The following is a 21,608-nucleotide window of genomic DNA, read 5'->3' as shown; positions in this document are numbered from 1 at the left end:
GACACAATGAGCAATCAAGACGAAAGAATTGTTGTAGGTAAATTTGGTTCTACTTACGGCATTCGCGGATGGCTTAAGGTGTTTACCTACACAGACAATCCTGAAAGTATTTTCGATTACAGCCCTTGGTATATTAACCAAAAGGGTGAATGGGTAGAGTACAAAGTTGAAAGTTGGAAGCGCCATAACAAAGGTATGGTGTGTAAGCTAGAAGGTCTTGAGGTTCGTGAAGAAGCTCACCTACTGACCAACTTCGAGATTGCAATCGACCCAGCTGTGCTACCAGAGCTGTCAGAAGATGAATTCTACTGGCGCGAATTGTTCGGTATGAAAGTAGTGACCACGAAAGGTTATGACCTAGGGGAAGTAACTGACATCATGGAAACTGGTTCGAACGATGTTTTGGTTGTGAAAGCAAATCTGAAAGATGCTTTTGGGCAAAAGGAACGGTTGGTACCGTACCTTGAAGAGCAAGTGATCAAGAAAGTTGATCGCGAAGCTCAACGGATCGAAGTTGACTGGGATCCTGGATTCTAATTCATTTTTAGTAACTCAATAGAGCGAGAGAACAGATGTGGGTTGGCGTAATTAGCCTGTTTCCAGACATGTTCCGCAGCGTTACTGATTATGGAGTAACAGGTCAAGCGGTTAAAAAAGGTTTACTGTCGATTGAGACATGGAATCCTCGTGATTTCACTCACGACAAACATCGCACTGTCGATGATAGACCTTACGGTGGTGGTCCTGGCATGTTGATGATGGTTCAGCCATTGCGCGATGCCATTCACGCAGCCAAACAGGCATCACCGGGTAAGACGAAAGTCATTTACCTTTCTCCTCAAGGTCGTAAGCTCGACCAGACTGGGGTAGAAGAACTAGCGAAAAACGACAACCTTGTGTTGATTTGTGGACGCTACGAAGGGGTAGATGAGCGCATCATCCAAACTGAGGTTGACGAAGAATGGTCAATCGGAGATTTTGTGATGACAGGTGGGGAAATCCCAGCCATGACGCTAATCGACTCAGTCTCACGGTTTGTTCCGGGAGTACTAGGCGATTTTGCTTCAGCAGAAGAAGATTCTTTTGCAAATGGCTTACTAGATTGTCCACACTATACGCGCCCTGAAGTTCTAGACGATTTAGAGGTACCAAGTGTCCTCAAGTCTGGCAACCACAAGGACATTCGTCGCTGGCGACTACAGCAGTCGTTAGGCCGTACTTGGCTAAGAAGACCGGAGCTCCTGGAAAACCTAGCTCTGACTGACGAACAGGAACAATTACTTGCCGAGTTCATTAAAGAGACTCGAAATAACAGCAAGTAACCTATTTAATTTAGTATCAGTTTATTCTAGGAATTTAAGAACATGAGTAACATCATCAAGGCTCTTGAAGAAGAGCAAATGAAATCAGACCTACCTAAATTTGCACCAGGTGACACTGTTGTAGTTCAGGTTAAAGTAAAAGAAGGTGACCGTGAGCGTCTACAGGCTTACGAAGGCGTTGTAATCGCTATCCGTAACCGTGGTCTTCACTCTGCTTTCACTGTTCGTAAGATCTCGAACGGCGAAGGTGTTGAGCGTACGTTCCAAACTCACTCTCCAATGGTTGATAGCATCGAAGTTAAACGCCGTGGTGCAGTACGTCGTGCCAAGCTGTACTACCTACGTGAGCGTTCTGGTAAGTCTGCTCGTATCAAAGAGAAACTTGCTAAGAAGTAATGCTATTTTACTAGCGTTCTCAAAGATTAAGCGGAGTCCTCGGACTCCGCTTTTTTTATGCCTGCGAAGTGCAGGTATAAAAAAAGAGCCTCCGATGGAGGCTCTCAGTATTAGTAATTGTCTTCCGACCAGCCATCGCTGTCTGACATATCTGGTGCGCCCGGAATGGTGTTTTCTTCATCCGCCCACTCACCAAAATCAATCATTTGGCACTGCTTAGAGCAGAATGGACGAAATGGGCTTTCTTCACCCCATACCACCTCTTTTTGACATTGTGGGCATGGGACAACGGTTGGTTTACTCATAATGGTTCCTGAGTGCGACTATTAGGTACAGGTGAACTAGCTACAAACCGCTAATTCAAATTCGATATCGTTAGGGTAGGCTTGCCCCGACTCAAAGGCAATAAACTTCACTGAAAAACGGTTTTTATGCCCAGATACCATTGGATACACGCCATAGTGCATAGGAATATTGAGTCGCAAGATATTGGCTTCTTCGGCGTCACTTTGGAAAAATCCCGCTCGCGCAATCTGTGGTTTAAAGCGACCTGTTTCGCGCGTTAGTTTGAGCCACATGTGTAGGGCATCCATTAATGGCTTGAGTGAACTTAGCCATTTTTCCGCATCGTGCATTCGTTTGTCGAGCGGTAGGTGTAACCAATAGTGCAGAGTTGGAAGATCAAAGCAGCATGAACCACCTGGCAAGCCAAATCGTTGGCGAATGGTGCTTAAGAATCTGTCCTCTTTGAAAGATTGTCCAAATCGTTCAGCCGCCATCAACTCGCGATGGACACCATCGAGGTCACGAAGAATAGAGCCCAGCATTTCTTGGTCAACATCATCGACATTCAGCCAAGCACGGTAGGTTTGTCTCTGCTTCTCAAGATCTTTCGCCAACTCACTTTTTAGCTGGATCTGTTCGAAGATCTCCAATAAATCAAATATGGATTTGAAGAAGATTTGGTGCTGGTTGCTATCTGAAAAAGACGAGGAATGTTGTAGCTGTCTCAGTAGAGATTCAACTCTTAGGTAAATTCTTGTTTTTTCATTAAGAGGGTGTTCGAATCTATTTGTGATCATCTGCTAGCCTTTAAACGCTTCCATGCTATTTTCACCGATTTTTACCGCATAATGCTAGGTACTTTTGGTGCAATTGTGTGACTTGGGGCAAAAGTTGAGCGTTGTCAGTATTATTATCAATCACATCATCAGCATGCATTAGCCGTGTGTCTCTATCGACTTGTGCTTTGAGTATAGAACGCACCTGTTCCTCGGGCACCCCGTCACGTGTCATTGTTCGGTTAATTTGTGTCTGGGCATTAACATCGACAACCAACACTCTGTCCACCATACCTTGAAGGTTGTTCTCAATCAGCAGTGGCACAACAAGTAATGTGTACGGACTTGTCGAGGCTTGAAGCCTTGTTAGCATTTGCTCTCGAATCATTGGATGAAGTAGGTTGTTCACCCAAGTTTTCTCTTCATCATTCGCAAAGATACGTGCCCGTAATTCAGCTCGGTTGAGCGAGCCATCTGGTTGCAAAATATCTGCGCCAAAGTGTGTCTCTAGCGCTGCTAATCCCTCAGAACCGATATCAACCACATCTCTTGCGACCACATCGGCATCGACAAGTTCAATTCCAAACTCATCACGAAACAAATTTGCTACCGTGGTCTTGCCGCTTGCGATTCCACCGGTTAAACCAACAACAAACCCCATTAATACACTCCTGTCGTTATCGCAAGATAGGCATACGTAATCTGGCTGCCCCACAGCGCGCTGACCCAGCCAGCAATGGCAAGGTAAGGGCCAAATGGGAACGCCGTATCGATGCCTTTGCTCTGCATTCTAAGCTGAATGAGACCAAACACAACGCCTACAACAGAAGAAAGTAGAATAATCATAGGAAGATACTGCCAGCCTAACCATGCGCCGAGAGCTGCGAGCAGTTTAAAGTCACCATAACCCATCCCTTCTTTACCTGTTGCTAGCTTGAACAGCCAGTACACAGACCAAAGGCATAGATAACCCGCGATGGCGCCAATAACAGAATCCTGAAGTGAGACAGGAGAGATACCCAACAAGGCTAATGCAACCCCAACCCAAAGCAGTGGCACAGTGAGTTGATCTGGGAGCAACATAGTATCAAGGTCGATAAATGTCGCACTGATGAGTACCAAGGTCATACCAATAAGCGCAATACTGTACCAGCTAAATCCCAAGTACCATGCGACGATTCCACACATTGCGGCGGTGAGCAGTTCAACTAACGGATACCGACTGCTTATCTTGTTATCGCAGTAGCGACAGCGACCTTTTAGGATCAGCCAGCTCAACACGGGGATGTTATCTAGGATGCGAATTGGCGTCTTACACTTAGGGCAAGCACTGCGTGGCACGCTGAGATTGTACTGTCCCTCTGGGGGCGTGATTTTGTACTCTGGAAAAGCCTCGGCACATTCCTCTCGCCAACCGCGTTCCATCATAATAGGCAAGCGATGGATCACGACGTTGAGAAAGCTGCCCATAATCAAACCAAAAATGGTGGCGAAGACAACGAACAACCAAGGATAAAAAATCAACACGTCCATTTAGGGGTACACTGGCAATAAATCAATAAGTTAATGTCTATGTTAGCCTATTACTGTCATTAAGTTAAAGATGGGAAGGTACATTGCGACCACAAGTCCACCGACTAGGGTTCCCAAAAAGACAATGATAAAAGGCTCGAGAATCTTACCGAGGTTATCCACCGTGTTGTCGACTTCTGCTTCGTAGATGGATGCAACGCGATTCAACATATCATCCAATGTGCCAGACTCTTCACCTATCATCACCATCTGCAACACCATTTCTGGGAAAGCATTGGCTTGCCGCATCGCTAAGTGGATTGGAACACCTGCAACGATATCAGAATGGATAGATGTGATGACCTGCTGGTAGAAAAGGTTATCCGCCGTCTTTGCACTGGTTTGGATGCTCGATAAGATTGGGATACCTGCACTAAAGCTAGTAGAGAGTGTGCGGCTAAACTTAGCAATGGAAGCCTTGGTGATCACCTGTCCGACAATAGGAACAGTAAGGGCTAAACGGCTGGTTGATAGACGAATGGCGAAACTTCGTTGCCTCGCGACTTTTAGCCCTAGGGTGCTAATAATGATTAGGTTAACTACTAAGAATCCATTTTCCTGAAACCATCTTGATAGATTAAGGACTTGAACCGTAAACCATGGCAGTGAAGCATTAAAGCCGCGAAACATGGATTCAAACTCAGGTACTACCGTGGTTAGCATGAGATAGGTAACTCCGAGTGAGGCCAAAAGAATTATCACTGGATAGATAAGGGCTTTTACTACTTTTGAACGTAGCATTTCTTGTTTTTCCCGATAATCGGCCAAGCGTTCAAATACCCCTGCGAGATTCCCTGAGTTTTCTCCTGTAGCGACCATATCAACGTAAAAGCTGTCAAAATAGCGGCTAGCGACTTGCATGACTCGTGATATCGGTGTGCCTGCCTCAAGCCCTTTACTGATTTGAGATAGTACAGACTTCATTTCGGCTTTAGCTTGATTGTCTGCGATGAGCTTAATGGCGTGGACAATAGGTATTCCAGTGCTGAGCATGGTTGCCAGTTGTCGAGTGAGTACCGTAATGTCCTTACTATTGATGCGTTGAGTCAGTCTTGTCCAAGTAGAGAGGCTACGGCGTTTTATCTTGCGGACTTGGATATGCTGCTGTTTTAGCGACGTTCTAGCTTCCATCTCGGTGATGGCGAGCGTTTGTCCAGAGACTTTTTTACCTTGGTTGTTCACTCCCTTCCAGTGGAATGCGCTTAGTGTTGGCTCAGTCTTACCCACTATATTCTCCCGATACTAAAAGTAGAGCACGCGTTGCAACTCGCTGTAGCTAGTAATACCAGCGATTAGCTTTTCCACACCAGATTGCTTTAGCGTCTTCATTCCCTGAGCCTTAGCAATCGCTTCTATTTCATTTAGGCTTGCGCTAGCAACTATCGTGCTGGCGAGTTCATGGGTAAACGACATTACCTCATAGATGCCGGTCCTACCGAGATAACCATTATTGCAATGATTACAGCCTTGCTCGTTAGCTTGGTAGACCATTAACTCGCCGGGAATGTCGAGAGAGCGACGAAGTTGAGGAGACATGGGGTCTGGTATTTTACAACACTCACACAGCTTTCGCGCTAAGCGCTGAGCAATGATCAATGATAGAGAGGACGACAGGTTGATAGCGTCGACACCCATGTTTTTGAGCCTAATGACGGTCTCTGCGGCCGAGTTGGTGTGCAGTGTAGATAACACAAGGTGGCCCGTTTGAGCGGCTTTGACCGCAATTTCGGCGGTTTCGATATCTCGGATTTCGCCGAGCATGACAATATCGGGATCTTGTCTTAAAAAGGAACGAAGGGCGGTAGAGAAATCAAAGCCGATCTTTGGGTTGATCTGAACTTGATTGATACCCTCAAGATGAATCTCAACCGGGTCTTCAGCAGTAGAAATATTGCGTTCATCAGTATTGAGAATACTAAGACCCGTGTATAGAGAAACGGTTTTTCCACTGCCTGTGGGACCTGTCATTAGGATCATACCTTGGGGCTTTTCTAATGCGGTCAGATAGAGTGATTTTTGTTGCTCGGTATAACCTAGCTGATCAATGTTGAGCTGGGTGGCATCGGCGTCCAAAAGTCTTAACACGATTTTCTCACCCCACATTGTGGGTAGGGTTGAAACGCGCATGTCGATAGAGGCTGCTTCAGAGAGTTTCAGTTTCAATCGACCGTCTTGCGGTAAACGCCTTTCGGCGATATCGAGTTTAGCCAAGATCTTAATTCGAGCTGCCAATCGACGACTAAGCTGCGTCGCAGGCTGGTGAGTCTCTATCAAAATGCCATCACAGCGTAGCCGTATTCGATAAGAGTACTCATAAGGTTCGAAATGAATATCCGAGGCTTTCTTGCGCACGGCATCCGTCAATACCTGATGGATAAAGCGACTTACAGGAGAGTCATCTTGGGAGAGGTCTTCGACGTTCTCGAGCTCTGAATCGCTGATTGAGACTAGGTTGCTTAGCGCTTCAGAAGTGAGCTCTCTAAAGCTAGGATTGATGCCCTTATGGTTTTCGCCATAAAGACGCTTAATGGCCGATGTGATATCAAGGCAATCACAGATGACGAGCTCTATCTGTAGTCCGGTCGCAAAACGAAAATCGTTTTCTAACTCGACAATGCTCGGGTCTGATATTGCGATAGAGAGGGTGTGGCTACTTTGCTTGAGCGGAATTGCATGGTTTTTTACGATTAGCTCGCGTAACCCTGCTGTTCGACAAAGCTCGATGTAGTCGTAATTATGCAGTTGCGCAACGGGCAGAGCAAATAGTTTCTCTAAAGCCGAAGTTAAGTCTTGGGCTGTCAGCCAGCCCAATTCCACAATGATTGATGGAACAGACTCCATACTTGATTGGGTGCATTCTATTAGACGATCTTTTTGACTCTCTGAAATAATTTGAGCTTCAGCAAGAACGCTAGGCAGCCTACTTATGCTCAAAGCTAGTTACAGCCTTTTGGAAGCAATTCACTATCAATATTTGCTGCTTGGCAGCTCCAGCTTCCTTCGACAGTTCTCACAAGGTCTAGGGTATTTCCAGCGACCTTAGGGCTTGATTTTCCGGTCTCAAAACTTACGCGAATGGTGCCAGCAGCTCCGCTGTTACCCGTCAAGGTAATAGTTCCTAGAGCATAGGATTGTGGAATGCCATAGCTTGCGGCACTTGCTGGATTCGGAAACTGACCATTTGATAAGGTTTCCGTTTCAATAGGCGTTCTTAATGCAGACAAAGTTGCAAGGGCAGACGATGTTTCACTTTTTGCAATATAGTTTTGGTAAGTAGGTAGTGCCACTGCAGCCAGTACCCCGATCACCGCGACGACAATCATTAACTCAATCAAGGTAAAACCTTGTTGCTTGTTTGCTCTGTTCATTTGTATTCCCTTAACTAAATTAGTTGCACATAGCGAACATACTCCTGAGATTTAACCCAATAAAGTTAATGGGTTAACGCCCTAGAACAGGTTCTAAAAAATGAAGGCCCATTGCATGTCGTTGCATTTTGGGTGCGACTGACTCTGAAGGATAAGGACTAGCGCGGTTGATTAAGAGGGAAAATCGTCGGATAGGGGAACACAAAAAAGCGAAGCTCATGGCTTCGCTTTTTACTGCAATGATAAGAATGACGGGGTTAGTCTTTGAATCTCATCGATAAGTCCATCGCTTTAAGATGTTTGGTCAGAGCGCCAACCGAGATGTAATCAACGCCTGTTTCCGCAAACTCAGCGATGGTTTCCATGGTTACGTTGCCCGAGTTCTCAAGCGCAGCGCGTCCTGCATTCAGCTCTACCGCTTGACGCATCATATCCGTCGTAAAGTTATCGAGCATGATAATATCAGCGCCAGCATCTATGGCTTGTTGTAGCTCTTCTAGAGATTCAGTCTCGACTTCGACAGGTTTTCCTGGGTTTAGCTGTTTCGCCGTCTCGATGGCTTTAGTGATGCCACCGCAAGCGATAATGTGATTCTCTTTAATAAGGTAAGCGTCGAAGACACCAATACGATGGTTGTAACCACCGCCACAGGCGACTGCGTATTTTAGTGCACTGCGAAGACCAGGAATCGTTTTGCGTGTGTCTAGTAGACGACACTGCGTGTGCGCGATTTTCTCTGCGTACTCAGCGGTAACAGTCGCGCAGCCAGATAGCGTTTGGATGAAGTTCATCGCGTTACGCTCACCAGTGAGCAAAATGCGTGCAGGGCCTGTTAGGGTGCACAGCACTTGGTTTGGCTCTACTTTGTCACCGTCTTGAACGTGCCATTCAATGCGGACTTCGCCACCAAGCTGTTTGAATACTTCGTCTGCCCACATTTGACCACAGAACACACCATGCTCACGAGTGATGATCGTCGCGACGTTTTGAGTCTCAGCCGGGATAAGGCTCGCCGTGATGTCTGCGCTCACATCCAGTGTCCCACCTAAGTCTTCACGTAGCGTGTCTGCCACGGCACGAGTAATTTCTGAAGGGAGTTGCTGCTTTAGATATTCAAGACGTTCTTGGCTGTTGTGTGTGTTTTTCATCGCTTAACGTGTCTAGTGGGGGAACAAAGTGGGCATGATACTCCTGCTTGTGTGGAATTTCAGCATCAAATCTCGCATTTTATTGGCTGTCGGATAAAATCAAAGCGATAGCGATGTAGATAGGCTCAAAATATATGCAAAACCAAGATAGACCTTATAGCTTTCAGGGTTTTTCTGAGATAAATGAACAAGGTTGGTATCAAGCTGCGCGACGCGTGGTATCCACCCACTTTGATGCGAGGCCAGACGAAGAGGATGTGTCGCTGCTGGTGGTGCATAATATCAGCCTGCCACCGGCACAATTTGGCGGCCCCTATATAGAAGATTTCTTTCTCGGACAGCTCGATGCATCGAGTCATCCCTTTTTTAAGGTGATTGAAAAGATGAAAGTCTCCGCACACTGTTTGATACGCCGTGACGGGGAGGTAGTGCAGTTTGTTCCCTTCAGTGCCCGCGCTTGGCATGCTGGTGTTTCGAGTTTTGCGGGGCGTGCAAGGTGTAACGATTATTCGATTGGGATAGAGCTAGAAGGAACCGATTATGTTTCTTACACCGACGCTCAATATGCGAGTTTACAACGTCTTACACAATCGCTAATGGTAAGGTATCCACAGATCACTCGCGAGCGTATCACTGGTCATCAATACATAGCGCCGTTAAGAAAGAGCGATCCAGGTCTAGTTTTTGACTGGTCGCGTTTCAAAAATACATTGTAATAAAAGATTCACTCCTACCCATTTGAGCAGAATTCGTGGTGCTTTTTCAGCATCACGATTTATTTTGTTATTCAAATTATAAATAACCAGAGCACTGGTTATTCCTTCTTTACTTGATATTGGTCAATTTCCCTTGTCTGACAAATAAACTCCTTTCTTATTGATTTTTAAGGGTTTTCATAGCACGTCATTTACCCGATAAGTTTCTCGTATGTAATTGGTCTGACCAAGGGTGTTGATGTTTTAATCTATAAATGTTTCATAACGGTTAACGCAAGGCCGGTTCTATGATGTGAATCAATTTTTCACTAGACATTGGTGTTTTAAATGTGTTAATTTTTACCCCAACTTATAAATTGGTAATACCAATTAACAGCTCTAGAAAGTAGAAGAATAAAAGAATAATAGTTATGGCTTATCAAAGGATCCGTCAGCCGAAACTTTCGGATGTTATCGAGCAAGAATTGGAACGCTTGATTGTTGAAGGAACGCTTTCAGCAGGGCAGCAGCTTCCACCTGAACGTGAGCTGGCAAAGCAATTTGATGTTTCTCGACCTTCTATTCGAGAGGCAATTCAGCGACTTGAAGCGAAGAAGCTTCTTACCCGTCGTCAAGGCGGTGGCACGTTCGTTAGCGAGAACATCTGGAAAAGTTTCTCTGATCCCTTGTTAGACCTCCTATCTTCTCACAACGAGACTCAGCTAGATTTGCTTGAGGCTCGTCATGCTATGGAAGGTATCTCTGCTTACTTCGCTGCATTGCGTGGCACCGATGAAGATTTTGCTCAGATTGAAGCGTGTTTAGGCAATATTCGCACAGCACAAGAGTCCGGCGACGTTGAGGCTGAAGCTTCTGCAGTCATGGCATTTCTTGTGGCACTAACAGAAGCTGCACATAACGTTGTGTTGCTGCACATTGTTCGAAGCCTAGCACCGTTACTTGAGCAAAATGTTCTACAGAATTTAGAGCTATTACATCGCCGATCCGAGGTGGTGGAGAAAGTCAGTAAACACCGAGCTAATATCGTTGAAGCGATCGTCGCTGGTCAGCCAGAAAAGGCGCGTGAGATGTCGCATTCGCATTTAGCTTACATCGAAGAAACATTGTTAGATTTGACTCGAGAAGCGTCTCGTCGTGAGCGCTCTTTGAGACGAATTCAACAAGATAGTGATTCTTAAAACTAGAAACGCTTACTTTAATTAAGTAGATCCAACCAACAGAAGGATAGATCGCCATGTCTGACATGAAGCATGACGTAGATGCACTGGAAACTCAAGATTGGCTTCAAGCACTTGAATCCGTTGTTCGTGAAGAAGGTGTAGAACGTGCACAATTTCTACTAGAAACCGTTCTAGAGAAAGCTCGTTTAGATGGCGTTGATATGCCAACAGGCATCAACACTAACTACATTAATACTATTCCAGCAGCACAAGAGCCAGCTTACCCTGGTGATACAACGCTTGAGCGTCGTATTCGTTCGATTATTCGCTGGAACGCAATCATGATCGTATTGCGTGCTTCTAAGAAAGACCTAGACCTTGGTGGTCACATGGCTTCTTACCAGTCTGCAGCAGCATTTTATGAAGTGTGCTTCAACCACTTCTTCCGTGCTCCTAACGAGACTGACGGTGGCGATCTAGTTTACTATCAAGGTCACATCTCACCAGGTATCTACTCTCGTGCATTCGTAGAAGGTCGTCTGACTGAAGAGCAGCTAGATAACTTCCGTCAAGAAGTAGACGGTAAAGGTATTCCTTCATACCCACACCCTAAACTGATGCCTGAGTTCTGGCAGTTCCCAACAGTATCTATGGGTCTAGGTCCAATCTCTGCGATCTACCAAGCGCGTTTCCTTAAGTACCTAAATGGTCGCGGCCTTAAAGACACTTCAGCTCAGCGTGTTTATGCCTTCCTAGGTGACGGTGAGATGGATGAGCCAGAATCACGTGGTTCACTTTCTTTCGCTGCGCGTGAGAAACTAGACAATCTATGTTTCCTAATCAACTGTAACCTTCAGCGCCTAGATGGTCCTGTAATGGGTAACGGTAGCATCATTCAAGAGCTTGAAGGTCTATTCAAAGGTGCTGGCTGGAACGTTGTTAAGGTTATCTGGGGTAACAACTGGGATGCACTACTGGCGAAAGACACGTCAGGTAAACTTCTACAGCTAATGAACGAAACTGTAGACGGTGACTACCAAACATTTAAATCGAAAGATGGTGCATACGTACGTGAGCACTTCTTTGGTAAGTACCCAGAAACAGCTGCACTTGTTGCGGACATGACTGATGACGAAATCTTCGCGCTTAAGCGTGGTGGTCATGATTCTTCTAAGCTGTATGCAGCATACAAGAACGCGGCAGAGACTAAAGGTCGTCCAACAGTAATCCTAGCTAAGACAGTTAAAGGTTACGGCATGGGTGAAGCGGCTGAAGGTAAGAACATCGCACACCAAGTTAAGAAGATGGACATGACTCACGTTCTACATCTACGTGATCGTCTAGGTCTTCAAGACATTCTAACTGATGAAAAAGTAGCAGAGCTTCCATACCTGAAACTTGAAGAAGGTAGCGCGGAATATGAATACCTGCACGCTCGTCGTAAAGCTCTAAAAGGTTACACGCCACAGCGTCTACCTAAGTTTACTCAAGAATTCAAAGTGCCAGAGCTAGAAGAGTTTGCGCCGCTACTAAGCGAGCAGAAGCGTGATATCTCAACGACGATGGCATACGTTCGTACGCTTAATATCCTGCTTAAGAACAAGAACATTGGTAAGAACGTTGTTCCTATCATCTGTGATGAAGCTCGTACGTTTGGTATGGAAGGTCTATTCCGTCAGATCGGTATCTACAACCCGCACGGTCAGGAATACACGCCAGAAGATAAAGGCATCGTTTCTTACTACAAAGAAGCAACCTCTGGTCAGGTTCTACAAGAAGGTATCAACGAGCTAGGCTCAATGGCTTCTTGGGTTGCAGCGGCAACATCATACAGCACTAACGACCTGCCAATGATTCCGTTCTACATCTACTACTCAATGTTTGGTTTCCAACGTGTAGGTGATATGGCATGGATGGCTGGTGACCAACAAGCTCGCGGTTTCCTACTAGGTGCAACGGCTGGTCGTACAACGCTAAACGGTGAAGGTCTACAGCACGAAGATGGTCACTCGCACATCATGGCGAACACGGTTCCTAACTGTATCTCTTACGACCCAACGTTCGCTTACGAAGTTGCGGTAATCATGCAAGACGGTATCCGTCGCATGTACGGTGAGAACCAAGAGAACGTGTTCTACTACCTAACAGTGATGAACGAAAACTACGCAATGCCAGCAATGCCAGAAGGCGCCGAAGAGGGCATCCGTAAGGGTATCTACAAGCTTGAGTCTTACGCAGGTGACAAGTCTAAAGTTCAGCTAATGGGCTCTGGTACTATCATGAACGAAGTACGTAAAGCAGCGACTATCCTAAGCGAAGAGTACGGCATTGCCTCTGACGTATTCTCTGTAACATCGTTCAACGAGCTAACTCGTGACGGTCAAGACGCAGAGCGCTACAACATGCTTCACCCAGAAGCAGAAGCGAAAGTCCCTTACATTGCACAAGTAATGGGTACTGAGCCAGCAATCGCGGCGACTGACTACATGAAGAACTACTCTGAGCAAGTTCGCGCATTCATGCCTACTGAGTCTTACAAAGTACTTGGTACAGATGGTTACGGCCGTTCAGACAGCCGTGAGAACCTACGTCGTCACTTCGAAGTTAACGCAGGCTACGTGGTAGTTGCAGCGCTAACTGAACTAGCGAAGCGCGGTGATGTTGAGAAGTCTGTTGTGACTGAAGCAATTGCTAAGTTCAACATCGACACTGAAAAAACTAACCCACTTTACGCTTAATACAGCGCTTAATTAGAAGGTAAATAAGCAATGGCAATCGAAATTAATGTACCTGATATCGGTGCGGATGAGGTTGAAGTTACTGAGATTCTTGTAAGCGTTGGCGACAAGGTGGAAGAAGAGCAGTCTCTAATCACTGTTGAAGGCGACAAGGCTTCTATGGAAGTTCCAGCGTCTCAAGCAGGTATTGTTAAAGAAATCAAAGTAGCGGAAGGCGATTCTGTTACTACGGGTTCTCTAATTATGATTTTCGAAGCCGAAGGTGCAGCAGCAGCTGCTGCACCTGCTCCTGCGGCTGAAGCGGCTCCAGCAGCGGCTCCAGCTCCAGCAGCAGCGGCAGCAGAACTGAAAGAAGTTCACGTTCCAGACATCGGTGGTGACGAAGTAGAAGTTACTGAAATCATGGTTAAAGTTGGCGATGCAGTGGAAGAAGAGCAATCTCTTCTAACTGTAGAAGGCGACAAAGCTTCTATGGAAGTACCAGCACCATTTGCAGGTACGGTTAAAGAGATCAAGATTGCTGAAGGTGATTCAGTAACAACTGGTTCTCTTGTCATGGTATTTGAAACTGCAGGTTCGGGTGCGGCAGCTCCAGTAGCAGAAACTTCTGCAGCACCTGCAGCGGCTCCTGCAGCATCCGGAGCGCCGGCCGCAGCTGAAAAAGAAGTAAACGTACCAGATATCGGCGGTGACGAAGTTGAAGTTACTGAAGTAATGGTAGCGGTTGGCGATACAGTGGAAGAAGAGCAATCTCTTATCACTGTAGAAGGCGACAAAGCTTCTATGGAAGTACCAGCACCATTCGCTGGCACAGTTAAAGAAATCAAGATTGCAGCTGGCGATAAAGTCACGACTGGCTCGCTGATTATGACATTCGTTGTAGAGGGCGCAGCGCCTGCACCTGTTGCAGCACCTGCACAAGCAGCGACTCCAGCAGCACCTGCGGCGGCTCCGGCTCCAGCAGCGAAAGCGGATGCAGCACCACAAGCTAACGACTTCCAAGAGAACCACGAGTACGCACACGCGTCTCCAGTTGTTCGTCGTCTGGCTCGTGAGTTTGGTGTTAACCTAGCGAAAGTAAAAGGTACAGGTCGTAAGAGCCGCGTACTGAAAGAAGACGTTCAAGCTTACGTTAAAGATGCACTTAAGCGTCTTGAGTCTGGTGCCGCAGCATCTGGCAAAGGCGGTGACGGCTCAGCTCTTGGTCTGCTACCTTGGCCGAAGGTTGACTTCAGCAAGTTTGGTGAGACTGAAGTTCAGAAGCTTTCTAAGATCAAGAAGATCTCTGGTGCTAACCTACATCGTAACTGGGTAATGATCCCGCACGTTACACAGTGGGATAACGCGGATATCACAGCGCTAGAAGCGTTCCGTAAAGAGCAAAACGCTATCGAAGCGAAGAAAGATTCAGGTATGAAGATCACGCCACTTGTGTTCATCATGAAAGCTGTTGCGAAAGCACTTGAAGCCTTCCCTGCGTTTAACTCTTCTCTATCAGAAGATGGCGAGAGCATCATTCTTAAGAAGTACGTGAACGTTGGCATCGCAGTGGATACGCCAAACGGTCTTGTTGTTCCTGTATTCAAGGACGTAAACAAGAAGGGTATCTACGAGCTATCTGAAGAGCTAATGGTTATCTCGAAGAAAGCACGTGCCGGCAAGCTAACGGCTGCAGATATGCAAGGTGGCTGTTTCACTATCTCAAGCCTAGGCGGCATCGGTGGTACTGCATTTACTCCTATCGTAAATGCACCTGAAGTTGGTATCCTTGGTGTGTCTAAGTCTGAAATGAAGCCAGTATGGAACGGTAAAGAATTTGAGCCGCGCCTACAGCTACCACTTTCACTGTCGTACGATCACCGTGTGATTGACGGTGCGGAAGGTGCACGTTTCATTACTTATCTAAACAGCTGCTTGAGCGATATTCGTCGCTTGGTACTTTAAGGCAGTTTGATCCCTCTAGCTTCCCCCAACCGGGAAGCTAGAGGGGTAAAAAACCAAATTCATACAACAATTCCCATTGAATTGTTGTCTAGCTCACAGGCTAAATTGATTTACTTTTCACACCGTTAACATCTCTGTAAAATGTTGGCGGTCTGAAATCATAAATATTTAAACTCATTACGCTATAAACGTTGTCATTAGGCGTCAAAGCGAAGTTTATAAAAAAGAAAATCAATACCCACTCAGCCTGTTAGGGATAATGACTACAAGAGGTCAAAATGAGCAAAGAAATTAAAGCCCAAGTTGTTGTACTTGGTTCTGGTCCTGCTGGTTACTCTGCCGCATTCCGTTGTGCAGACCTAGGTCTTGAAACGGTACTTATCGAACGTTATAGCACCCTAGGTGGTGTCTGTCTGAATGTGGGTTGTATCCCATCTAAAGCACTTCTTCACGTTTCAAAAGTTATCGAAGAAGCTAAAGCAATGGCTGAACATGGTGTTGTTTTCGGTGAGCCACAAACAGACATCAACAAGATCCGTATCTGGAAAGAGAAGGTTGTAAACCAGCTAACCGGTGGTCTTGGCGGTATGGCTAAGATGCGTAAAGTTAACATCGTTAATGGTTACGGTAAGTTCACTGGTCCTAACTCTATCCTTGTTGAAGGTGAAGGCGAGTCAACAACAGTAACGTTTGACAACGCTATCATCGCTGCGGGCTCTCGCCCTATCAAACTGCCATTTATTCCACACGAAGATCCACGTATCTGGGACTCAACTGACGCTCTTGAGCTGAAAGAAGTACCAGGAAAACTGCTTATCATGGGTGGTGGTATCATCGGTCTTGAGATGGCAACGGTTTATCACTCTCTAGGCTCTCAAGTTGATGTGGTTGAGATGTTTGACCAGCTTATCCCTGCAGCGGATAAAGATATGGTTAAAGTCTACACCAAGCGCATTAAAAACAAGTTCAACTTGATGCTTGAGACCAAAGTAACGGCAGTTGAAGCGAAAGAAGACGGTATCTACGTTTCAATGGAAGGCAAGAAAGCTCCTGCTGATGCCGAGCGCTACGATGCCGTTCTTGTTGCTATCGGTCGTGTGCCAAACGGTAAGCTTCTTGATGCAGAGAAAGCGGGTATTGAAGTGGATGAGCGCGGCTTTATCAATGTTGATAAGCAGATGCGTACTAACGTTCCACACATTCACGCTATCGGCGACATCGTTGGTCAGCCAATGCTTGCTCACAAAGGTGTGCATGAAGGTCACGTAGCGGCAGAGGTTATCTCTGGTAAGAAGCACTACTTTGACCCGAAAGTTATTCCTTCAATTGCTTACACTGAGCCAGAAGTTGCATGGGTTGGTAAGACAGAAAAAGAAGCGAAAGCAGAAGGCATCAACTACGAAGTGGCGACATTCCCATGGGCAGCATCAGGTCGTGCAATCGCGTCTGACTGTGCTGACGGTATGACTAAGCTTATCTTCGACAAAGAGTCTCACCGTGTTATTGGTGGTGCTATCGTTGGTACTAACGGTGGTGAACTGCTTGGTGAAATCGGTCTAGCGATCGAGATGGGCTGTGATGCAGAAGATATCGCTCTGACTATCCACGCTCACCCAACGCTTCACGAGTCTGTTGGTCTTGCGGCAGAAGTATTTGAAGGCACAATCACTGACCTTCCAAATGCAAAAGCGAAGAAAAAGAAGTAATTTCTGAATAAAGAAAAACGGCCAGTAGAGATACTGGCCGTTTTTTTGTGTTCGATTTGCTTTGTATCGACGAATCTTAGTGTGCGTCGCCATTATTATAGATGCACACCATATCCATGTAGCAATCCGTCAATGATTTCACCGCATCGCTATCGTTATTGCGCATTGCTTCTACGAAGAGCGAATAGCAAAGACCGTGGAACAAGCTTGTTAGGTGTTTAGGGTTATGATGCGGGCAGACTTCACCACGTTCGATAGCTCTGATAAACATATTTTCTACTAGAGCTTGGCTAGTCTTGTTTGAGCTTACAAACAGCGGCCATACCTCATCGCGAGTAGACGTGCTCCATTCAAACCACACTTTATTCCAGTGACAATCCTCAATCACCATATCCACGACGCTATCTAGGATATTCGTCAGGTTGTCCTTGATATTGACATCGAGGTCGATGGTATTCGAGAGAAAGTTGGAATACTGACAAACGACGTGATTAAGTACTTCGTCCACCAAATCTTCACGAGTAGGGAAGTAGTTAAACACTGTAGCGACAGATACCTGAGCGATCTCTGCGATGTCAGCATGTCCGCCGCGCCCAATACCGCGCTTTGCAAATACTTCTAATGCTATCTCCATGAGCTGCAGCTTTCGCTTTTGCGGAGACAGGCGTGTCCTAGGTCTTTTTACGATTGAGTCCATATTATTTTCCTTGCCAACGTTAGTTAGGGCTGGTGATCCTTTTTGAATCTACCTTTTCACCCTGCTTTATTTAGAGTCAGCTATCTCGCAAAGCGGAAAACAACATAAACCTAACGTCACCGTGTCAATCTAAAGGGCGAGTTAGGTTATTTCCAAAATGGAAATCCACTGCTCTTATTTTTCTAATTCCAGATAAGTGTAATGGTGCATATGTTGATGGTCAATAGTCATACACTGATAATTATGATAATTACGAGTAAATTACCTGCATATCACATTTTGCAGTGAAATTAACCACTCCTTTCAACAGAAGCCGTTAACAGTTGAATAGTAGAAGAGGGGATTAACGACTGAAAAATTCCCATGTACTCGATTTTTATCATGTGTAAGAAAGTGATACTATGGCGCGCTAATTGGCAAGGTGGTGCTGTTTTAGCAGCGGGTCTCTGATGTTTTATACTGTATGAGGCGACGCATGGCTGAGGCCACGTTTGTTATATCAACCTACTAACATCGAGATAGATATGAAACATACAGTAGAAGTCATGATCTCTGAGCAAGAAGTTCATGAGCGCGTACAAGCGTTGGGTAAAGCGATCACTGAACACTATAAAGGCAGCGAAGACCTAGTGATGGTTGGTTTGCTTCGTGGTTCGTTTGTATTTATGGCAGACCTAGCTCGCGCCATCGACTTGACACATTGCGTGGACTTTATGACAGCCTCTAGCTACGGTAACACCATGGAAAGCTCTCGCGATGTACGTATCCTTAAAGATCTTGATGACGATATCAAAGGCAAAGACATTCTGCTTGTCGAAGATATTATTGATACAGGCAACACGCTAAACAAGGTCAAAGAGATCCTGTCTCTACGTGAGCCAAAGTCGATTGAGATCTGTACCTTGCTTGATAAGCCATCTCGTCGCGAAGTGGATGTCGATGTTAAGTGGATCGGCTTCGAAATCCCAGATGAGTTCGTTGTGGGTGTGGGTATCGATTATGCTCAGAAATATCGTCACCTACCTTACATTGGTAAAGTCGTCCCTCAAGAGTAAGTCCTTTTTAGGCAGATTTATAAATGCCCACCTCAATGAGGTGGGCATTTTGCTATTTTGTGGCGTTTGTACTTTAGAGTTACTTGCTCACTTCAGTACTTAGAATCTTCGCCATGGCAGCTTGATAGTTGACCTCAAGGCTTTCTCTGCTTGAGCAGCGAACACCCAAGTCTTGCAACTTACCATCGCCGATGCCATACACGACACCGTGTACTTCGACATCTTGTCCACGCTCCCACGCATTCTGCATGATGGTGGAGTTACCGAGGTTGTAAACCTGCTCAGCAACGTTTATCTCACACAGCTTATCACCCCACATCTCACGAGGCAGTTCGCCTAACCAATTTCTGTGCTTTAGGTATAAATCGCGAATATGGAGCAGCCAGTTATTGATCAGTCCAAGTTGTGGGTTATCGATCGCGGCGTTAACGCCACCACACCCATAGTGCCCACACACAATAATGTGCTTAACCTTGAGTACATCAACGGCATATTGAACGACAGACAAGCAGTTAAGGTCGGTGTGAATAACTTGGTTGGCAACGTTACGGTGAACGAAAAGCTCACCAGAGTACAATCCAGTCAGTCGCTCAGCTGGGACGCGGCTATCTGAACAACCGATCCACAAAAAGCCAGGGCTTTGGCCCTCTTCAAGTTGGGCGAAATACTCAGGGCGTTCAGATTTGATCTCCTGAGACCACTTTGAGTTGTTGTCAAAAAGTTGTTTGATTTCCGGCATGGTACTTCCCTTCAATGATTCGCCACACTATACACAATGTTACAAATCGAATCTCGCAAAAAAGGTGTCAAAATGTACTCATCTGACGTGTTCATGCGCCTAAAATCAATTAGTTAACGATTTAGTGACAATTGGTTTATAAGTTATGAATTTTAAACTTAATTTAATAAATATTAACTCGGCGTCACATTTGTTAACCTAAATCAATTTTTTGGTTATTTCTCAGGGATAGTAATGAAGTTAGGACGTCGATTTGAAGATATTAACCTAAAAGGGGATGTGTTTGGCGGTGTCACCACAGCGATCATCTCCTTACCACTCGCGCTGGCGTTTGGTGTTGCCTCGGGAGCTGGGGCAGAAGCCGGGCTGTGGGGCGCAATCATGGTGGGGCTATTTGCTGCTTTGTTTGGTGGCTCCTCCACATTGATTTCCGAACCCACAGGTCCTATGACCGTAATCATGACTGCGGTATTGACCAGTATGATGGCGAAATATCCTGAAACAGGATTAGCCATGACGTTCACCGTAGTCATGATGGCGGGCGTGTTTCAAATATTGCTCGGCACACTGAAGTTGGGTAAATACGTCACCCTCATGCCTTATAGTGTTGTCTCTGGCTTTATGTCGGGGATAGGGGTCATTCTAATCATACTTCAGTTGGCACCTTTACTTGGACAAGCCGCGCCAACAGGAGGCGTAGTCGGTACGCTTACCGCAATCCCAGAGCTGCTATCAAATGTGGATTTCGCTGAGCTGTTTCTTGGCGCACTTACCTTAGCGATTTTGTTCCTACTTCCTAAAAAGTATCGTCAGCACGTACCGCCACAACTGGTGGCACTGGTTGCCGTGACATTGTTGTCAGTGCTGTTTTTTGACGATGGGACGATAAGACGCATTGGTGAGATCCCTGCTGGTCTTCCTTCTCTCGTAATACCTCATTTCAACGCAGAAATGTTCACTGAAATGATCATCGATGCGCTAGTGCTTGGTACTCTGGGTTGTATCGATACCTTGTTAACGGCGGTTATTGGTGACTCTTTGACTCGTAAAGAGCACGACTCAGATAAAGAGTTGCGTGGGCAAGGCTTGGCGAACTTAGTTGCAGGTCTCTTTGGCGCGCTTCCTGGTGCTGGCGCGACGATGGGGACGGTTACGAATATCCAGGTTGGTGCGCGATCTCCGCTGTCTGGCGTGGTGCGTGCGCTCGTTTTGGCACTTGTGGTGCTGGTGGCAAGTGGGTTAACCGAACCTATTCCTATGGCGGTATTGGCAGGTATTGCGGTATACGTTGGCTTTAATATTCTTGACTGGAGTTTTATTCAGCGCGCCCACAAAGTCAGCATCCCGGGTATGGCGATCATGTATGGCGTTATGCTGTTGACTGTGTTTGTTGATCTTATCGTGGCAGTAGGGCTTGGCGTTTTTATCTCCAACATCATTATCATTGAACGATTGAGCCGCGAGCAAGCAAGGCAAGTGAAGGCGATCAGTGATGCGGATGACGATGATGTGCCATTAACCGATAGCGAACGCGGACTATTGGAACAGGCGCAAGGGAAAGTGCTGTTTTTCTACCTGTCTGGTCCTATGATCTTCAGTGTATCGAAAGCGATCTCTAGGCAGCACTCAAGTATTTCAGATTATCAGGCAATGATCCTCGATTTGACGGACGTACCTATGATTGATGTGACCGTTGGTCTAGCTCTAGAGAATGCGATTAAAGATGCAAAAGATGCCCATTGTCACGTGTATCTGTTGTGTCCACATAGCAAAATAAAACAGCAGTTGGACAAGTTCCATGTTATCGATTTGGTGCCTGATGACAATATCTATATAGAGCGGGAAAAAGCCCTAGAGGCTGCATGTACAGCCACATCTTAAGCTACTTGTAAAACTGATCATTAGCGAGTGTTGTTATCAGCACTCGCTTTTTTATATTCATTTTTTCTAATTGACTTGAAAAGTGGTGATTTCAACATCATGTGT

At 46.0% G+C, this 21,608-nt stretch carries 20 protein-coding genes; 10 read left to right on the top strand and 10 right to left on the bottom strand.

Going from position 1 to position 21,608, the window contains the following annotated elements; translation table 11 throughout:
• Positions 1–6: 6 nt before the first annotated feature.
• The 3 genes from rimM to rplS are packed head-to-tail and all read left to right on the top strand — an operon-like array spanning position 7 to position 1,718.
• Positions 7–537 (top strand): ribosome maturation factor RimM, encoded by a 531-nt coding sequence (gene rimM, locus AC6I8U_RS14165; RefSeq protein ID WP_042476112.1) that lies wholly within the window; start codon positions 7–9, stop codon positions 535–537.
• A 35-nt stretch (positions 538–572) separates the two neighbouring features.
• Positions 573–1,322, top strand: coding sequence for a tRNA (guanosine(37)-N1)-methyltransferase TrmD (trmD, locus tag AC6I8U_RS14160; RefSeq protein ID WP_234494581.1), 750 nt, complete (start codon positions 573–575; stop codon positions 1,320–1,322).
• 42 nt (positions 1,323–1,364) lie between these two features.
• Complete coding sequence (gene rplS / locus AC6I8U_RS14155) at positions 1,365–1,718, top strand: 50S ribosomal protein L19 (RefSeq protein ID WP_112478814.1); 354 nt, start codon at positions 1,365–1,367, stop codon at positions 1,716–1,718.
• A gap of 110 nt (positions 1,719–1,828) precedes the next feature.
• On the opposite strand, the gene yacG is transcribed toward rplS, so the two are convergent.
• From yacG to nadC, 8 genes are all read right to left on the bottom strand, one after another.
• Positions 1,829–2,023 (bottom strand): DNA gyrase inhibitor YacG, encoded by a 195-nt coding sequence (gene yacG / locus AC6I8U_RS14150; protein WP_498017211.1) that lies wholly within the window; start codon positions 2,021–2,023, stop codon positions 1,829–1,831.
• Between the two features lie 36 nt (positions 2,024–2,059).
• Positions 2,060–2,800: a cell division protein ZapD gene (gene zapD, locus AC6I8U_RS14145; RefSeq protein WP_234494579.1), complete on the bottom strand. Its 741-nt coding sequence runs from the start codon at positions 2,798–2,800 to the stop codon at positions 2,060–2,062.
• A 31-nt stretch (positions 2,801–2,831) separates the two neighbouring features.
• Positions 2,832–3,440, bottom strand: a complete 609-nt coding sequence (coaE, locus tag AC6I8U_RS14140; protein WP_498017210.1) for a dephospho-CoA kinase — start codon at positions 3,438–3,440, stop codon at positions 2,832–2,834.
• Positions 3,440–4,312 (bottom strand): prepilin peptidase, encoded by an 873-nt coding sequence (locus tag AC6I8U_RS14135; RefSeq protein ID WP_498017209.1) that lies wholly within the window; start codon positions 4,310–4,312, stop codon positions 3,440–3,442. The genes coaE and AC6I8U_RS14135 overlap by 1 nt, the downstream gene beginning before the upstream one ends.
• A 42-nt stretch (positions 4,313–4,354) precedes the next feature.
• Positions 4,355–5,581, bottom strand: coding sequence for a type II secretion system F family protein (locus AC6I8U_RS14130; protein WP_498018369.1), 1,227 nt, complete (start codon positions 5,579–5,581; stop codon positions 4,355–4,357).
• A 12-nt stretch (positions 5,582–5,593) separates the two neighbouring features.
• Positions 5,594–7,285, bottom strand: a complete 1,692-nt coding sequence (pilB, locus tag AC6I8U_RS14125) for a type IV-A pilus assembly ATPase PilB (RefSeq protein WP_498017208.1) — start codon at positions 7,283–7,285, stop codon at positions 5,594–5,596.
• 2 nt (positions 7,286–7,287) lie between these two features.
• A complete protein-coding gene (locus tag AC6I8U_RS14120) occupies positions 7,288–7,719 on the bottom strand; it encodes a pilin (RefSeq protein ID WP_234494575.1) in 432 nt (143 codons plus the stop codon).
• A gap of 257 nt (positions 7,720–7,976) precedes the next feature.
• Positions 7,977–8,867: a carboxylating nicotinate-nucleotide diphosphorylase gene (gene nadC, locus AC6I8U_RS14115; protein WP_234494573.1), complete on the bottom strand. Its 891-nt coding sequence runs from the start codon at positions 8,865–8,867 to the stop codon at positions 7,977–7,979.
• A gap of 134 nt (positions 8,868–9,001) precedes the next feature.
• On the opposite strand from nadC, the gene ampD reads away from it, so the two are divergent.
• The 5 genes from ampD to lpdA all read left to right on the top strand — a co-directional run bounded on the left by ampD (position 9,002) and on the right by lpdA (position 17,131).
• Positions 9,002–9,583, top strand: coding sequence for a 1,6-anhydro-N-acetylmuramyl-L-alanine amidase AmpD (ampD, locus tag AC6I8U_RS14110; protein WP_498017207.1), 582 nt, complete (start codon positions 9,002–9,004; stop codon positions 9,581–9,583).
• Between the two features lie 410 nt (positions 9,584–9,993).
• On the top strand, positions 9,994–10,761 hold the full coding sequence (pdhR, locus tag AC6I8U_RS14105; protein ID WP_042475867.1) for a pyruvate dehydrogenase complex transcriptional repressor PdhR: 768 nt from the start codon (positions 9,994–9,996) through the stop codon (positions 10,759–10,761).
• A 56-nt stretch (positions 10,762–10,817) separates the two neighbouring features.
• Positions 10,818–13,481 carry a pyruvate dehydrogenase (acetyl-transferring), homodimeric type gene (aceE, locus tag AC6I8U_RS14100; protein WP_234494570.1) on the top strand — a complete coding sequence of 888 codons (2,664 nt, stop codon included), beginning with the start codon at positions 10,818–10,820 and terminating at the stop codon, positions 13,479–13,481.
• A gap of 30 nt (positions 13,482–13,511) precedes the next feature.
• On the top strand, positions 13,512–15,425 hold the full coding sequence (gene aceF, locus AC6I8U_RS14095; RefSeq protein WP_498017206.1) for a pyruvate dehydrogenase complex dihydrolipoyllysine-residue acetyltransferase: 1,914 nt from the start codon (positions 13,512–13,514) through the stop codon (positions 15,423–15,425).
• A gap of 278 nt (positions 15,426–15,703) precedes the next feature.
• Positions 15,704–17,131 (top strand): dihydrolipoyl dehydrogenase, encoded by a 1,428-nt coding sequence (gene lpdA, locus AC6I8U_RS14090; RefSeq protein ID WP_042475873.1) that lies wholly within the window; start codon positions 15,704–15,706, stop codon positions 17,129–17,131.
• 76 nt (positions 17,132–17,207) lie between these two features.
• On the opposite strand, the gene AC6I8U_RS14085 is transcribed toward lpdA, so the two are convergent.
• A complete protein-coding gene (locus tag AC6I8U_RS14085) occupies positions 17,208–17,828 on the bottom strand; it encodes a LuxR/HapR/OpaR family quorum-sensing transcriptional regulator (protein WP_042475876.1) in 621 nt (206 codons plus the stop codon).
• 524 nt (positions 17,829–18,352) lie between these two features.
• On the opposite strand from AC6I8U_RS14085, the gene hpt reads away from it, so the two are divergent.
• Positions 18,353–18,883 carry a hypoxanthine phosphoribosyltransferase gene (gene hpt / locus AC6I8U_RS14080; protein WP_042475879.1) on the top strand — a complete coding sequence of 177 codons (531 nt, stop codon included), beginning with the start codon at positions 18,353–18,355 and terminating at the stop codon, positions 18,881–18,883.
• 79 nt (positions 18,884–18,962) lie between these two features.
• On the opposite strand, the gene can is transcribed toward hpt, so the two are convergent.
• Positions 18,963–19,622 (bottom strand): carbonate dehydratase, encoded by a 660-nt coding sequence (can, locus tag AC6I8U_RS14075; protein ID WP_394152899.1) that lies wholly within the window; start codon positions 19,620–19,622, stop codon positions 18,963–18,965.
• Between the two features lie 234 nt (positions 19,623–19,856).
• Here can and AC6I8U_RS14070 point away from each other — a divergent pair, with 234 nt between their 5' ends.
• Positions 19,857–21,503: a SulP family inorganic anion transporter gene (locus tag AC6I8U_RS14070; RefSeq protein ID WP_498017205.1), complete on the top strand. Its 1,647-nt coding sequence runs from the start codon at positions 19,857–19,859 to the stop codon at positions 21,501–21,503.
• The last annotated feature ends 105 nt before the right edge of the window (positions 21,504–21,608 follow it).

Source organism: Vibrio sp. KUL80, assembly GCF_059725495.1.
This window is presented reverse-complemented; position numbering and strand designations above follow the sequence as displayed.

Coding starts and splice junctions, on each gene's coding strand:
- trmD (WP_234494581.1), top strand. CDS start 573: ATGTGGGTTGGCGTAATTAGCCTGTTTCCAGACATGTTCCGCAGCGTT.
- coaE (WP_498017210.1), bottom strand. CDS start 3,440: ATGGGGTTTGTTGTTGGTTTAACCGGTGGAATCGCAAGCGGCAAGACC.
- hpt (WP_042475879.1), top strand. CDS start 18,353: ATGAAACATACAGTAGAAGTCATGATCTCTGAGCAAGAAGTTCATGAG.
- aceE (WP_234494570.1), top strand. CDS start 10,818: ATGTCTGACATGAAGCATGACGTAGATGCACTGGAAACTCAAGATTGG.
- rplS (WP_112478814.1), top strand. CDS start 1,365: ATGAGTAACATCATCAAGGCTCTTGAAGAAGAGCAAATGAAATCAGAC.
- AC6I8U_RS14070 (WP_498017205.1), top strand. CDS start 19,857: ATGAAGTTAGGACGTCGATTTGAAGATATTAACCTAAAAGGGGATGTG.
- AC6I8U_RS14085 (WP_042475876.1), bottom strand. CDS start 17,828: ATGGACTCAATCGTAAAAAGACCTAGGACACGCCTGTCTCCGCAAAAG.
- aceF (WP_498017206.1), top strand. CDS start 13,512: ATGGCAATCGAAATTAATGTACCTGATATCGGTGCGGATGAGGTTGAA.
- pdhR (WP_042475867.1), top strand. CDS start 9,994: ATGGCTTATCAAAGGATCCGTCAGCCGAAACTTTCGGATGTTATCGAG.
- rimM (WP_042476112.1), top strand. CDS start 7: ATGAGCAATCAAGACGAAAGAATTGTTGTAGGTAAATTTGGTTCTACT.
- ampD (WP_498017207.1), top strand. CDS start 9,002: ATGCAAAACCAAGATAGACCTTATAGCTTTCAGGGTTTTTCTGAGATA.
- can (WP_394152899.1), bottom strand. CDS start 19,622: ATGCCGGAAATCAAACAACTTTTTGACAACAACTCAAAGTGGTCTCAG.
- nadC (WP_234494573.1), bottom strand. CDS start 8,867: ATGAAAAACACACACAACAGCCAAGAACGTCTTGAATATCTAAAGCAG.
- zapD (WP_234494579.1), bottom strand. CDS start 2,800: ATGATCACAAATAGATTCGAACACCCTCTTAATGAAAAAACAAGAATT.
- AC6I8U_RS14135 (WP_498017209.1), bottom strand. CDS start 4,312: ATGGACGTGTTGATTTTTTATCCTTGGTTGTTCGTTGTCTTCGCCACC.
- lpdA (WP_042475873.1), top strand. CDS start 15,704: ATGAGCAAAGAAATTAAAGCCCAAGTTGTTGTACTTGGTTCTGGTCCT.
- AC6I8U_RS14120 (WP_234494575.1), bottom strand. CDS start 7,719: ATGAACAGAGCAAACAAGCAACAAGGTTTTACCTTGATTGAGTTAATG.
- yacG (WP_498017211.1), bottom strand. CDS start 2,023: ATGAGTAAACCAACCGTTGTCCCATGCCCACAATGTCAAAAAGAGGTG.